This window comes from Brachybacterium paraconglomeratum, from assembly GCF_003994255.1.
In the GTDB taxonomy this organism is placed as follows: Bacteria; Actinomycetota; Actinomycetes; order Actinomycetales; family Dermabacteraceae; genus Brachybacterium; species Brachybacterium conglomeratum.
Window position 1 is genome coordinate 42,451 of record NZ_ML133858.1, and the last position, 12,846, is coordinate 55,296.

Below are 12,846 nucleotides of genomic sequence, written 5' to 3' on the forward strand. Positions count from 1 at the left end.
GTCGGCCTCCCCCGGGACCCTCGCCGAGCACCCCGGGGCTCCGTACCTCCCCCTCAGATCGTGAGCGGGTCGAGGTAGACGTCCACGATCGCGCGGGTCCCGCCCTCGCCTCGGTCCTCCCAGGTGAGCGTGCCGCCGAGCTGCCCCTGCACCAGCGTGAGGGCGATGTTCGTGCCGAGACCGGTCGGCTTCGCCGCTCCCATGCCGTTGCCGTCGTCCTCGATGCAGATCACGAGATGGGAGCCCGTCCGCTCGCTGCGGATCGTGAGCGTCCCGCCGGTCTCGGAGAGCCCGTGCTCGACCGCGTTGGTCGCCAGCTCGGTCACCACCAGGGCGAGCGGCGTCGCCTCCTCGGCGCGGATCGTGCCGACCCGTCCGATCTTCTCGGTGCGCACCTCGACCTGCCCGTCGGTCAGGCGCGGGCTGCCCGCCCGGTGCACGGTCGCGCTCGCTGCGTCGACGGCGAGGCGCAGGCACCGGTCGATCACCTCGTCGAAGTGGACCGCCTCCTCCGAGCCCTGCAGCAGCGATTCGTGCACGAGCGCGATCGTGGAGACGCGCCGCATGGCCTCGGCGAGCGCCTCCCTCGCCTCGTCGGTCTTCATCCGCCGCGATTGCATCCGCAGCAGCGCCGCGACGGTCTGGAGGTTGTTCTTCACCCGGTGGTGGACCTCGCGGATCGTCGCGTCCTTGGTGATCAGCTCCCGCTCCCGGCGCCGCAGCTCGGTCACGTCGCGCACCAGGATCACGGCGCCGGTGCGCTTTCCGGCATCGGTCAGCGGCACGGCCCGCAGGGACAGGGTGCCTCCCCGGGCCTGCATGTCCGAGCGCCAGGCCGCCCGCCCCATCAGCACCAGCGGCAGCGACTCGTCCACGGGGCTGCGGGACTGCAGCACCTCGGTGGACAGCTCCGCGAGGGTGGTCCCGGTCATGTCGCCGGCGATCCCGAAGCGGTGGAAGGCGGAGCGGGCGTTCGGGGAGGTCCACTGCACCACTCCCGCCTCGTCGAGCTCGACGACCCCGTCGCCCACGCGGGGCGCGCCGCGGCGGGGCGGGATCGGGGCTCCCTCGATGGGGAACGCCCCGTGCTGGAGCATCGTCAGCAGGCGCGCGCCGAGCCGGCGCTGATGGGTCTCGTTGTCGCTCGGGTCGTTGTCGGACTCGGGCGCCTCGGCGGCGAGGACGGCCAGGGTGCGGCCGTTCTTGCGGACCGGGACCATCACGCCGGTGGCGCTGCGGCCCTCGCGCTCGATCCGGGTCGGCTCCTCGGAGGGCTCGCCCCCGGCCAGCAGCCGGGCGATCTCGGCGCCCTCGGCATCCTCCGCGCCGTCGACCCCGACGGTGCGCACGGTCCCGACGGGATCCTCGTAGTAGACGGTCGATCCGGTCGCCGGGCGGCAGTGCGCGACGGCGAGCGGGCCGTCGTCCTCCGCCAGCCACAGCACGAGGTCGGAGCGCAGCAGATCGGACAGGAGGTTCCAGTCCCCGACGAGGTGCTGGAGCCAGTCCGCCTCCTTCTCGGTGAGGGCACGGTTGTCGGCGAGGAACTTGGACAGGCTCGGCATGGGGCCAGGATATGCGTCGGCCCGGGTGTGAGCGCGAATCGCCCGCCCGGCCTGCTCTAGGCTGACGCGGACATCTCCCGAGGGAAGGACCCCGATGAAGCTGCGCGAGACCCTGCACCTGCCCCTTCCAGCCCGTTCGGCCGCCGCGATGTACGCCGATCCCGAGTACGCGGCGATCCGTCGGGAGACGCTCGGTGCGAACGAGGCGACCTCGCACGTCGAGGGCGATCCCGCCGGGTCGTTCACGGTCACGACCGAGCTGGTGCTGCCCACGGACCGGGTCCCGGACATCGTCCGCCCCTTCGTGGGCGCCGCCGTGACGGTGAAGGAGGTCCAGTCCTGGTCCGGTCCCGAGCCCGACGGCTCGCGCACCGGCACGATGCGCCTGGACGTGGTGGGGACCCCTGCCGGCCTGACGGGGACGCTGCGCCTCGCGGCCCTGGACCAGGCGCGCAGCGACGTCGAGATCGACGGGGACCTGGTGGCGAAGGTTCCGCTGCTGGGGTCGAAGATCGAGAAGGCCGCCGTGCCGTACGTGTCCACGGTGCTGCGGGCCGAGGAGCGCTCCGCCGCGGCCTACCGGGACCGCTCGGGCGCCTGAGGCAGGGCGTTCAGCCGGCGGCCTCGGCCCCGTCGAGATAGGCGAGGGCCTCGCGCGCCTCGGCGACGTCGAACCACAGCAGGGCGGGGTCGGTGTCGTCGGCCTCGGCCGCGGCGGCGTCGAGCTCGGTGACGTGGAAGCTCGCGATCCGCGCGGAGGCGGAGGTGCCCAGGAGGACGCCGAAGGCACCGCCGTCGTCGGCGTCGCCGATCGCCGCATCCGGCACGTCCAGGGCGATCACCATCGCGCGCTGCGTCGAGGATCCGGCGCCGTAGGCGACGTGGACGGCGTCCTGCAGCGCCTCGTACTCGAGGTCCTCGAGATCCTCGCCGGGGAAGTCCCGCTCGGCCGACGCGGTGACGGCCCAGGCCGCACGTCCCGCAGGGAGCTCGAGGCGGGTGCTCGCGAGCTCGAGGGAGGCGCGATCCGGTGCGGTCAGCGGCAGGTAGATCCTCATGCCGTCATCCTCTCACCGGCGGGCACGCTCGAGCACGCGCTCCCTCCATCCGCGCGCCGGTGCCGGGGATGCTCCCGCCTCCGGCTCTCCGCCGGCTCCGTCCTCCTCGGCGGCGGGGACGAGCATCGAGGCGGCGATGTCGCGCAGCCCGCGGCGCAGGGGCGAGCGGGGCGCGGCCTCGCTGAGCAGCGCGCCGTCCCACACTGCAGTGCGGCACGCGACGGGGTCGTCGGGCAGCAGGTGCAGGGAGTCGACCTGCATGCGGGAGGCGATCAGGTCGCGCAGCCGGTCGCCGGGGACCGGCGCACCGACCCGGTTGACGATCACGTGCAGCTCCTGCACGCCGAGCTCCTCGAGGCGGCCGTGGTCCCGCAGCAGCCGCGTGATGCTCACGGGATCGGCGCCGACCACGGCGATCACGGCGTCGGCGGCCTCGAGCGTGCTGAGCGCGGCGGAGTTCCGCTGCGGCGCGGCGGTGTCGTAGCTGAGCTCCTCGTCCTCCTCCAGCACGGGGCCGATGTCGGCGATGACGGTCTCGCCGCGTCGGCGCAGCGCGTTCCACACCCCGTCCATCGCCCCGCGCCGCAGCTCCGCCCACCGGCCGGGCACGCCGATGCCGGAGAGCAGGCGCAGGTGGGGCTGCACGACGGGCAGGAGCGCGTCGAGGGTCTCCTCGGTGAGGGTGTCGCGGTCGTGGGCGCGGGCGGCGGCGACCAGTCCGGGGGCCTCGTCGAGCACGCCAAGGAGCTGGCTCAGGGAGGGGCCGTAGGTGTCGGCGTCCACGAGCACCGTGCCGTGCCCGGCCAGGGCGGTCTCCGCGGCGAGGTTCGCCGCGATGGTCGAGCGCCCCGGGGCGCCGGTCGGCCCCCACACGGCGACCAGGCGTCCCGCCTCCTGCGCCGGCTCTGCGGCCGCCTCCTGCACCCAGTCGTCCTGCTCCTCCCCGCCGGAGACCGCGGCGGTGACCGTGGCGAGGATCTCGTCGATCGGGGCGTCGGAGCTCAGCACGTCGCGCAGGCCCACGGTGGTGGCCTCGGACTCCTCGCGGGAGCGCAGCCCGATCACCGCGGCGCCCCGGAGCATCGTCGCGACGGCGTCGCGGCTGAGCCCTCGCACGGAGAGGTCCACGAGGACCACGTCCCCTATGCCCGCGGAGACGACCGCGAGGGTCTCGGTGAGATCCGCGCAGCGGCGCACGACGCGCGCGGGGCGGGAGCGGTCCATCGCGAGGTCGTGGACGATGCGGACCTCGTCGCTGCCCGAGGCGCACAGGACGATGTCGATCACGGCGTGACCCCGTGGGCGCCGGGCACCCCGATCACATCGAGGCGCTCGTCCTGGGAGAGGACCTCGAGCACCGCGGCGAGGTCGTCGGCCGGCACGAGGACCTCCACCGACATCGAGCGCATGCCCAGCGAGCTCCCCTCGTCGATGCGGCGCACCACGGCGTCGGGCACGAGCAGCTCGGCCTCGCCGGTGCCGCCGTCGTCGACCGACGGCGAGGTGTGCCACAGCTCGACGGAGGAGCCCGGCACCACGGACTCGGCGACCGTCGCCTCCACCGGGATCACCACGGGTCGCAGCGGCACGTCCTGGCTCTGCCCCACCGCGGAGACGGGGACCAGCTCCCCCGCCTGGACGGTCTGCGTGGCGACCGCGCCCTCGGGGATCGCCTCGAGGGTCCCGACGTACTGCTCGCGGTGGTCGCCGAGCCGGAGCTCGACGGTGGCGAGGTCGGCGCTCTCCAGCGGATCGCCCGGCACGATCGGACCGCGCGCCACGAGCACGGACGTCGTGGCGGAGAGCCGGGAGACGAGCAGCGCCCCCATCAGCACGCTCGCCAGCACGAGCACGATCCCGACGATCAGCCGAGGATCCTTCCATCTCGGCGCGCGCAGCCTCATCACCGGTGCAGTGGCCCCCACAGCTGTCCCCCGTCCCCCTCGTCCGTCCCCTGGTTCTCGGCACGCTCGCGGCGCGCCTCCCGGGAGATTACGGCAGTAGGGGCCTCGATGGGGGCGGTCCGCCCCGACTGTGGAAAACCTGCCCGGCGCGTTCGTCCACAGCTCCCGCCGCCTGTCGGCTCGGGGATGAGAGACTGGGTCGACCTGCTCGTCCCGGACCGGAAGGATCGTCGATGCCGCCACGCTTCGTCCCGCTCTCCGATGTCGCGGAGACGCTGTCGATCTCGGCCTCGCAGGCGTACGCCCTCGTACGCTCCGGCGAGCTGCGCGCGATCAAGGTGGGCGGCCGAGGCCAGTGGCGGGTCGAGGTCACCGAGCTCGAGTCCTACATCGAGCGGAGCTACCGGCGGACGGAGGCGCTGCTCGAGGAGGAGCGCGCACTCGAGCGCGACGCGTCCGGGGGCCGCTCCTGACCGTCCCGGCGACCGCCGACGACCGCTCCTGAGCCGGCTCAGCACGTTCCCCGGCCGCCGGGGCTCCCCCGTGCCGCACCCGTCCGCCCTGGCCGGCGCCGCACCGGTTCCCCTCAGCGCGGCAGCACCGCGAGCAGGGAGGACATGGTCACCGTGAGCCGGGCAGAGCCGGGCACGCTGCTGGACTCCCCCGTCGGCAGCGACAGCACGTCCAGCGCATCCGCGCCGACACCGGCGATCCTGCCGAGCACGGTGCCCGCGGTCGTCTCCAGGCGCACGACGCTGCGGTCCCGTGCGATCTCGCGCAGCACCGACCCCAGCCGCAGCGGCGAGCGCAGCGACTCCTCCGCCGGCCGGGCCCGCGAGGAGAGGCCCTCCACGATGCCGATCGCGGCGAGCGGCACGACGGCGCGCTGAGCAGTGCGGGTCTCGCGCAGCGAGACCCACTCGGCGCCGACCTCCTCCACGGCCCCCGCCAGGCGCAGCCCCGATCCGACGTGCAGGGTGAGCTCGCGCCGGCCCGCACCGCGGAGCCGGTCGGCCAGGGTCAGCTGGGCGCGCTCGGCACGCGCGAGGTCCTCGGAGACGGCCCGCAGCTCCTCCTGCTCGTGGTGCTCGAACCGTCCCTCGAGGTCCTCGAAGATCCTCTCGAAGCGCATGCGCCCACTGTAGGGCGCGCCGGGCGACGGCCGGGCCCGGACGGCACATCGGGGACGAGCACGCGTCCGGGCGGGGACGCTTCCGGGCGGGGACGCGGACCAGCCCGCCGGGACCGGGACCGTTCCACCGGGACCGGGGCGCGTCCTCCGCGAGGGGCGACCTCCCCTCCACAGCCGGCCCGGATCAACAGCGCCACCTCGAACAGTTGCGGCCTGCATCACATCGGGCTACCTTTCCTCATATGCGATCCAGTCGCACCAAACTGCATCAAACGACACCATCGGGATGAACGGCGAGCGGGGAGACCGACGCCGCGGAGCATGAGACGAGGGGAAGGCCATGGGGGACCGGGGACGGGAGCAGGCAGCACAGGGAGCGGGGGCCTCGACGCTGGGCGCCGTCGCCGCCGCCGGAGGTGCGGTCGCGATGACCCAGGCGGCGAGGATGCTCGGGAGCACCGCGGGCAGCGCTCACGGCGAGGAGCAGCTGATCGGCTGGGTGCTCGTGGGCCTGGCCGGCGCGGGGGCGCTGCTGTGCCTGTACCTCGCGCTGATCTGGGGGCTCGCCGCCGCGATCCTCCTGGCCGGCCCCGCGGGGCGGACGGGCCGGATGCTGCTGCCGGCCCTGCGGGTGCTGGCCCCGCGCCTCGCCCGCCGAGTCAGCATGGGCGCCGCGGTCGCCACCGCCGCCACCGGGCTGGTGCTCGGTCCGGCGCTGGCCAGCGAACAGCTCCAGCTCGAGGAGAGCGCCCCGGCCACGTCCCAGACCTCGCAGGAGCTCCCCGGTGACGAGCCTGCCACGCCGGAGCCCGAGGAGCCTCAGCAGTCCGGTGCCGGAGAGCCCCTCCCCTCCCTCGGCTGGGGCGGAGATCCCGCACCGGCTGCCGAGGAGCCGGGGACGAGCCCCGCCCCCGACGGGGAGGGCGACGGGTCGCCGACGACCGCGCCCGCGCGGTCCTCCGACGAGGGCACGCCGCAGGAGACGGGAGCCGAGCGGACCGAAGCGCGAAAGGGGGCGCAGGAGTCGCCGCGCTCCGAGAGCCCCGCCGACGAGGCGTCCCCGGACAGCTCCGAGACCCCCGACGGGGCAGGTACCCCGGACGGCTCGGAGGCATCGGACACCCCGGTGGACCCGGCGCAGGACTCCCCCGACGAGCCGCCCGCCGCGGGCTCGACCCCGTCGGCGACCGGGAGCACTCATCCGTCCGCGGGCGACGACGAGGCCGCGGGCGATGCAGGGGGCGACGCCGACGCACCCCCGCCGAGGACCGTGGTCGTCCAGAAGGGCGACACGCTGTGGTCGCTGACGGACGACGCGCTCGGCCCCGGGCCGGAGGATCCTACGCTGCTGGCGGAGGCCTGGCCCCTGCTGCACGAGCAGAACCGTGACGTGATCGGCGAGGATCCCGATCTGCTGATCCCCGGCCAGGTGCTCACCGTGCCGGCCTCCCTCGACGAGGAGGCCCGGTCATGAGCACCACCGGTCAGCGCCCCGTCGACGCCGCCCTCCGGGCGGCCTCCCGGGCACCCGAGGATCCTCTGATCGTGGAGCAGATGGTCGCACCGGTGGCGCGCCGGGCCGTCGAGATCATCCGGGACATGCGGCCGACGAACGCGCTGTCGCGGCTGGTCACGCCCGAGATCGCGCAGGTCCTGTCGCGTCGGGCGGCGCTGACCCGGCGTCTGCGGGCCTCGACGGGATACGCCCCGCCCCGGCAGCTGCAGGTCACGGGCGTGCGCACCTGCGTGGTCAACGAGCGCACGGTCGAGGCCAGCTGCGTGCTGCGCGAGCCGGACCGTGCCCGCTTCCTCGCCATGCGCTGGGAGCTGCGGCACTCCGGATGGAGGGTGACCGTCCTCGAGATCGGCTGAGACCCGAGATCGGAGGAGAAGAGCCCCGGGCCGCGTGGCCCGGGGCTCTTCCGTACGACGTCGGCGCGATCAGCCCTTGCGGCGGCGGCCCGAGCGGCGCTGCGCCCGGTTCAGGCCGTCGCCCTGCGGAGCGCCCTCGGGCTTGTCCGAGACGGTGTTCGCAGCGGTCCCGTCATCGCCGCGCGCACGGCGACGGCGCTGAGCGCGGGTGAGCGTGCCGGAATCCTGGACGTCGCTGCCCTCGGCGGAGCTGTAGCGCAGCTGGCGCTCGTTCGGCCCGTCGTCGAGCCCCTTGGCGCGCAGCACCACGGAGCTCTCCGCCTTCAGCTGGTCCTCGGCCTCCGTGTCCTCCACCTCGGCGGAGCCGGTGGCCTCGGAGCCGGTGGCCTCGGAGCCGGCGTGCTCGGAGGCGGTCGCCTCGGCGTCCGCGTCCTTCTCCCCCGTCGCCGTCGTCGCAGGCTCCGCCCCGGCCTTCGCGCCGGCACCGGCCTCGACGGCGGCCGCAGCCTTGGCGCCGGTCCGGCGCAGCAGGTCCGAGACGGCCTGGGGGACGACGGGCTTGGCCTTCTCGACCTGGACCTCGAGGTTGTAGACGTAGCCGACCACGTCCTCCTTCACCCCGGCCATCATGTCGTTGAACATGAGGTGGCCCTCGCGCTCGTACTCGATGAGCGGGTCGCGCTGGGCCATGGCGCGCAGTCCGATGCCCTCCTTGAGGTAGTCCATCTCGTAGAGGTGCTCGCGCCAGCGACGGTCCATCACCGACAGCAGCACACGGCGCTGGAGCTGGTGCAGCCCCTCCTCGCCGAGCTCCTCCTCGCGCTTCTCGTAGGCGACCTTCGCATCGGCGAGGATCTCCTGCTTGAGCTCGCTCGCCTCGAGGTTCTCCTTGCCGCCCACCTCGTCGATGACGTCCTGCGGGGTGAGGGAGACGGGATAGGCCGGGCGCAGCGCGCCCCACAGCTCCTCGAGGTCGACGTCCTCGCCGGGCTTCCCGGCGGTGTGCGCGTCGACGGTGCCGCCGATGACCTCCTCGATGAAGCGCTCGATGTGCGCATCGAGCTCCTCGCCCTCGAGGATGCGCGCACGCTCCTCGTAGAACTTCCGGCGCTGCTTGGTCAGGACGTCGTCGTACTTCAGGACGTTCTTGCGGATCTCGGCGTTGCGGGACTCGATCGAGTTCTGCGCGCGCTGGATCGCACCGGAGACCATCCGCCCCGTCAGCGGGATCGACTCGTCCACGCCGCCGCGGGCGAGCAGCGACTCGGCGACGCCCGAGTTGAACAGGCGCATCAGGTCGTCCTGGAGCGAGAGGTAGAAGCGGGACTCCCCCGGGTCGCCCTGTCGGCCGGAGCGGCCGCGCAGCTGGTTGTCGATGCGGCGCGACTCGTGCCGCTCGGTGCCCAGCACGTACAGCCCGCCGAGCTCGACGACCTCGTCGTGCTGCTCGGCCACGGCCTGCTTCGCGCGCTCGATCTCCTCGTCCCAGGCGGCCTCGTAGGCCTCCGGGTCCTCCTCGGCGTCCAGGCCGCGCTTCTCGAGCTCGGCATGCGCCATGAACTCGACGTTGCCGCCGAGCATGATGTCGGTGCCGCGGCCGGCCATGTTGGTCGCGACCGTGACCGCGCCCTTGGCACCGGCCATCGCGACGATCGCCGCCTCGCCGGCGTGGTTCTTGGCGTTGAGCACCTCGTGGGCGACGCCCTGGGCGGTCAGCAGCTTCGAGAGGTACTCGGACTTCTCCACGCTGGTGGTGCCCACGAGGACGGGCTGGCCCTTCTCGTGCCGCTCGACGATGTCCTCGACGACCGCGTCGAACTTCGCCTTCTCGGTGCGGTAGATGCGGTCGGCCTGGTCCACGCGCTGCATCGGGCGGTGCGTGGGGATCGGGACCACGCCGAGCTTGTAGGTGTTCATGAACTCGGCGGCCTCGGTCTCGGCCGTGCCGGTCATGCCCGAGAGCTTCTCGTAGAGCTTGAAGTAGTTCTGGAGGGTGATCGTGGCGAGGGTCTGGTTCTCCGCCTTGATCTTCACCCCCTCCTTCGCCTCGATGGCCTGGTGCATGCCCTCGTTGTAGCGGCGGCCGGCGAGGATGCGCCCGGTGTGCTCGTCGACGATCATCACCTCGCCGTTGAGGACCACGTAGTCCTTGTCGCGCTTGAACAGCTCCTTGGCCTTGATGGCGTTGTTCAGGAAGCCGATCAGCGGGGTGTTCAGCGACTCGTAGAGGTTGTCGATGCCGAGGTGGTCCTCGACCTCGTCGATCCCCGACTCGAGCACGCCGACGGTGCGCTTCTTCTCGTCGACCTCGTAGTCGCGGTCGCGGCGCAGGTGGGTGACGACCTTCGCGAACTCGCTGAACCACTTGTTCGCGTCCCCGGAGCCGGGGCCGGAGATGATCAGCGGGGTGCGGGCCTCGTCGATGAGGATCGAGTCGACCTCGTCGACGATCGCGAAGAAGTGGCCGCGCTGGACCCGCTCCTCCGGCGAGAGGGTCATGTTGTCGCGCAGGTAGTCGAAGCCGAACTCGTTGTTCGTGCCGTAGGTGATGTCGGCGGCGTACTGCTCGCGGCGCTCCGCCGGGGTCATCCCGGACTTGATCACGCCCGTGGTCAGGCCCAGGGTGCGGAAGACGCGGCCCATCAGGTCGCTCTGGTAGCCGGCGAGGTAGTCGTTGACCGTCACCACGTGCACGCCCTTGCCGGCTAGCGCGTTGAGGTAGGCGGGGAGGGTCGCGACGAGGGTCTTGCCCTCACCGGTCTTCATCTCGGCGATGCGGCCGCGGTGCAGGGCGGCGCCGCCCATGATCTGCACGTCGTAGGGGCGCTGGCCGAGGGTGCGGTGCGCGGCCTCGCGCACGGCCGCGAACGCCTCGACCTGGATGTCGTCGAGGGTCTCGCCGTCCTCGAGGCGCTGCTTGAAGTGGTCGGTCTCGGCGCGCAGCTCGTCATCGCTGAGCTCCGAGAAGACGTCCTCCGCCTCGCCCACGCGCTTCGCGATGGATTCGAGCCTGCGGACCTCCCGGCCTTCGCCGGCGCGCAGGATCTTGTCGAAGAGGTTGGCCACTCGTGTGCTCCCGTGGATGGTGGGGACGTCCCCATGGACGACTGATGCCCGACCCATCGTAAGCGTCGTCGCCCGTGGAGGAGAGCACCTGCGGGTCTCCTCACGCACCCGGGCGGGGCCGGGCGGCCCGCGGCGCGGGACCTGCACCGCCCCGCGCGGCGGGTTCAGCTCGCCGCGATCACGGCGGCGAGAGGTCGGGAGAGCTCCCCCGTCCCCTCCCCGGTGCGCACCTCGACGGCCTCGAGGCCCTGCCAGCGCGCGGCCCGGTCCAGCTCCTCGGCGAGCGCGGCGACGACGCGGTCCGTGCCCGGCCGCTGCCGGGCGGGCAGGTGCGGGAGCGGTTCGGCGTAGACGCCGCGCACCTCCAGCACCCCGCGCTCGCGGTCCGCGCGCAGGTCGGTGCGCGCCGGGATCACGTCCCCGAGCAGGAGGAGCAGGGAGTAGTAGCCGGTGGTGCGCTGCGGGGCGGGGGTGTAGATGCCGATGCGGTACTCGACGTCGAAGAGCTGCTCGAGCCGCGGCCGGTGGAAGACGATCGGATCGAAGGGGCTGACCAGGGCGGTCGTGCGCAGCGGGCTCGGGCCGGGCGCGTCGCGGTGGAGGAGCATGGTGCGAGCTCCTGCGGGATGGGCGACCTCGACCTCGGTCAGCTCGCCGCGTGCGAGCAGCTCGTCGATGGCGGGCCGCACCTGGCCGATCCGGAGGCGGAAGTAGTCGGCGATCGCGCCCGGGTCGGAGATCCCCAGCGAGCGCGTGGCGAGAGCCGTCAGGCGGGCGACCGCCTCCGCCTCGGGGACGGGCGGCTCCTCGCGCGGGGGCACCGGCGTGTAGAGCCGTTCGAACTGGGAGTTGCGGCCGACGCAGTCCAGCTCCCCGCTGCGGAAGAGGTACTCCACGGCCCACTGGCTGCGGGTGCGTCGCCATCCCCAGCCCTCGCCCCGTTCGGTGTCGCCGAGGTGGCGGGAGAGGGCGGCCGCGCTCGCGGGGCCGATCTCGGCGAGCGCCTCTCGGACCTGGGGGAACAGGTGCGGGGAGGTGGTGGCGATCTCGCGGATCACATCCCAGTCGCGCTCGGAGGTGGCGCGGCGGCGGAAGTCCAGCAGGGTGTGGACCTCCTCGGTCGTGAACGCGGCCTCGTGGGCGAGGGTCTCGCGGACCAGGCGGGAGCGTCCGGGCCGGGAGGCGCGGTCGAGGGCGGCGGGGTCCCAGATCCCGGTGCGGGTGAAGACGGGCAGGTGGTGGGCGCGGGCGAAGACGCTCACGGAGTCGATCTGCAGCAGGTGGGTGCGCTCGAGGGTGCGGACGAGGGCGCGCCGGCTCGCGGCGGCCTGCGGCATCGTCGTCCGGCGCGTGCCGCCCATCCCCTGGGCGCGCAGCGCGATGCGGCGGGCCGCGCTCCAGCTCAGCGCATCGGCCACGGCGCGCTCCGTCCCCCGTGCCCCCGATGCGGTCCTCGGCCGCGCTGCACCCGCCGGCCCCCGCATCGCCCCGAGGGCGGCGGGTGGTGTCCCGGGCGGACGGACGGGCGGGAGGACATCTCGCGATGCCCTCCCGCCCTCTGGAGCTGGTCCCGGATCAGGACGCCTTCGGCTCCTCGTCGAGCTCGATCACGCCGTAGCTCCAGCCCTTGCGGCGGTAGACCACCTTGGGGTTGCCGGACTCGGCGTCGACGAACAGGAAGAAGTCGTGGCCGACGAGCTCCATGTGGTAGAGCGCGTCGTCGACGCTCATGGGCTTGGCGGTGTGCTTCTTCTCGCGGATGATCACGGGGCTGCCGGCCTCGGCCAGGTCGGCCTCGCGGGTCTCGCCGGGCTCGGGGGCCTCGGTGCTCTCGGCGGCCGGTTCGTCGGCCGGTCGCAGCGACTCGGGCATCTCCTGGTCCGCGGGCATGGTGCGCAGGCTCGCGCCGGTCCCCTGGTGGGCGCGGTCGCGTCCGCGGCGATGGTCCTTGCGCCGGTCACGGGCGCGACGGAGTCGTTCGAGGAGCTTGCCGTAGGCGATGTCGAGCGCGCCGTAGAGGTCGTCGGCACGGGCCTCGGAGCGGATCACCGCGCCGTTCTCGTGCACGGTGAGCTCGACCCGGTCGCTGAGCTCGGCCTGACGGGGGTTCTTCTCCTGCGAGACCTCCACGTCGACGCGGAGCGCCGCGGGAGCGAACTGGGTGACCTTGTCGAGCTTCTCGGTGAGATGACGGCGGAAACGATCCGGGACGTCCATGTGACGTCCGACGACATTGATCTCCATGAGTG

The 12,846-nt window shown here is 73.3% G+C and carries 12 protein-coding genes; 4 read left to right on the forward strand and 8 right to left on the reverse strand.

Features of this window, described 5'->3' with window-relative positions:
- Window positions 1-53: 53 nt before the first annotated feature.
- Window positions 54-1,565, reverse strand: coding sequence for a sensor histidine kinase (locus tag DS079_RS12460; RefSeq protein WP_062950093.1), 1,512 nt, complete (start codon window positions 1,563-1,565; stop codon window positions 54-56).
- A gap of 94 nt (window positions 1,566-1,659) precedes the next feature.
- On the opposite strand from DS079_RS12460, the gene DS079_RS12465 reads away from it, so the two are divergent.
- A complete protein-coding gene (locus DS079_RS12465) occupies window positions 1,660-2,166 on the forward strand; it encodes a DUF2505 domain-containing protein (RefSeq protein WP_126988188.1) in 507 nt (168 codons plus the stop codon).
- Between the two features lie 10 nt (window positions 2,167-2,176).
- Here the strand turns inward: DS079_RS12465 and DS079_RS12470 are convergent, their stop codons facing one another.
- The 3 genes from DS079_RS12470 to DS079_RS12480 are packed head-to-tail and all read right to left on the reverse strand — an operon-like array spanning window position 2,177 to window position 4,527.
- Window positions 2,177-2,623: a DUF6912 family protein gene (locus tag DS079_RS12470; RefSeq protein ID WP_126988190.1), complete on the reverse strand. Its 447-nt coding sequence runs from the start codon at window positions 2,621-2,623 to the stop codon at window positions 2,177-2,179.
- Between the two features lie 12 nt (window positions 2,624-2,635).
- A complete protein-coding gene (locus tag DS079_RS12475) occupies window positions 2,636-3,910 on the reverse strand; it encodes a CpaE/TadZ family protein (RefSeq protein ID WP_126988192.1) in 1,275 nt (424 codons plus the stop codon).
- On the reverse strand, window positions 3,907-4,527 hold the full coding sequence (locus DS079_RS12480; RefSeq protein WP_224765239.1) for an SAF domain-containing protein: 621 nt from the start codon (window positions 4,525-4,527) through the stop codon (window positions 3,907-3,909). Before DS079_RS12480 ends, DS079_RS12475 begins: the two co-directional genes overlap by 4 nt.
- A 233-nt stretch (window positions 4,528-4,760) precedes the next feature.
- On the opposite strand from DS079_RS12480, the gene DS079_RS12485 reads away from it, so the two are divergent.
- Complete coding sequence (locus tag DS079_RS12485) at window positions 4,761-5,000, forward strand: helix-turn-helix domain-containing protein (protein WP_010549785.1); 240 nt, start codon at window positions 4,761-4,763, stop codon at window positions 4,998-5,000.
- Between the two features lie 113 nt (window positions 5,001-5,113).
- Here the strand turns inward: DS079_RS12485 and DS079_RS12490 are convergent, their stop codons facing one another.
- A complete protein-coding gene (locus DS079_RS12490) occupies window positions 5,114-5,659 on the reverse strand; it encodes a hypothetical protein (RefSeq protein WP_010549786.1) in 546 nt (181 codons plus the stop codon).
- A 340-nt stretch (window positions 5,660-5,999) separates the two neighbouring features.
- Here DS079_RS12490 and DS079_RS12495 point away from each other — a divergent pair, with 340 nt between their 5' ends.
- Both DS079_RS12495 and DS079_RS12500 read left to right on the forward strand, forming a co-directional pair.
- The gene (locus DS079_RS12495) at window positions 6,000-7,133 is read left to right on the forward strand and encodes a hypothetical protein (protein WP_126988194.1); all 1,134 of its coding nucleotides are present in this window, start codon (window positions 6,000-6,002) and stop codon (window positions 7,131-7,133) included.
- Window positions 7,130-7,531: an Rv3235 family protein gene (locus tag DS079_RS12500; protein WP_126988196.1), complete on the forward strand. Its 402-nt coding sequence runs from the start codon at window positions 7,130-7,132 to the stop codon at window positions 7,529-7,531. The genes DS079_RS12495 and DS079_RS12500 overlap by 4 nt, the downstream gene beginning before the upstream one ends.
- 69 nt (window positions 7,532-7,600) lie before the next feature.
- Here the strand turns inward: DS079_RS12500 and secA are convergent, their stop codons facing one another.
- From secA to hpf, 3 genes are all read right to left on the reverse strand, one after another.
- Entirely contained in the window at window positions 7,601-10,597 is a 2,997-nt protein-coding gene (gene secA, locus DS079_RS12505) for a preprotein translocase subunit SecA (protein ID WP_126988198.1), read from the reverse strand.
- Between the two features lie 164 nt (window positions 10,598-10,761).
- The gene (locus DS079_RS12510; RefSeq protein ID WP_126988200.1) at window positions 10,762-12,015 is read right to left on the reverse strand and encodes a winged helix-turn-helix domain-containing protein; all 1,254 of its coding nucleotides are present in this window, start codon (window positions 12,013-12,015) and stop codon (window positions 10,762-10,764) included.
- 157 nt (window positions 12,016-12,172) lie between these two features.
- A complete protein-coding gene (hpf, locus tag DS079_RS12515) occupies window positions 12,173-12,841 on the reverse strand; it encodes a ribosome hibernation-promoting factor, HPF/YfiA family (protein ID WP_126988202.1) in 669 nt (222 codons plus the stop codon).
- Window positions 12,842-12,846: the final 5 nt, after the last annotated feature.

What these genes read in the sequence shown, in the direction of transcription:
- DS079_RS12460 (WP_062950093.1), bottom strand. Translation starts at nt 1,565, where the DNA reads ATGCCGAGCCTGTCCAAGTTCCTCGCCGACAACCGTGCCCTCACCGAG.
- DS079_RS12465 (WP_126988188.1), top strand. Translation starts at nt 1,660, where the DNA reads ATGAAGCTGCGCGAGACCCTGCACCTGCCCCTTCCAGCCCGTTCGGCC.
- DS079_RS12470 (WP_126988190.1), bottom strand. Translation starts at nt 2,623, where the DNA reads ATGAGGATCTACCTGCCGCTGACCGCACCGGATCGCGCCTCCCTCGAG.
- DS079_RS12480 (WP_224765239.1), bottom strand. Translation starts at nt 4,527, where the DNA reads ATGAGGCTGCGCGCGCCGAGATGGAAGGATCCTCGGCTGATCGTCGGG.
- DS079_RS12485 (WP_010549785.1), top strand. Translation starts at nt 4,761, where the DNA reads ATGCCGCCACGCTTCGTCCCGCTCTCCGATGTCGCGGAGACGCTGTCG.
- DS079_RS12490 (WP_010549786.1), bottom strand. Translation starts at nt 5,659, where the DNA reads ATGCGCTTCGAGAGGATCTTCGAGGACCTCGAGGGACGGTTCGAGCAC.
- DS079_RS12495 (WP_126988194.1), top strand. Translation starts at nt 6,000, where the DNA reads ATGGGGGACCGGGGACGGGAGCAGGCAGCACAGGGAGCGGGGGCCTCG.
- DS079_RS12500 (WP_126988196.1), top strand. Translation starts at nt 7,130, where the DNA reads ATGAGCACCACCGGTCAGCGCCCCGTCGACGCCGCCCTCCGGGCGGCC.
- hpf (WP_126988202.1), bottom strand. Translation starts at nt 12,841, where the DNA reads ATGGAGATCAATGTCGTCGGACGTCACATGGACGTCCCGGATCGTTTC.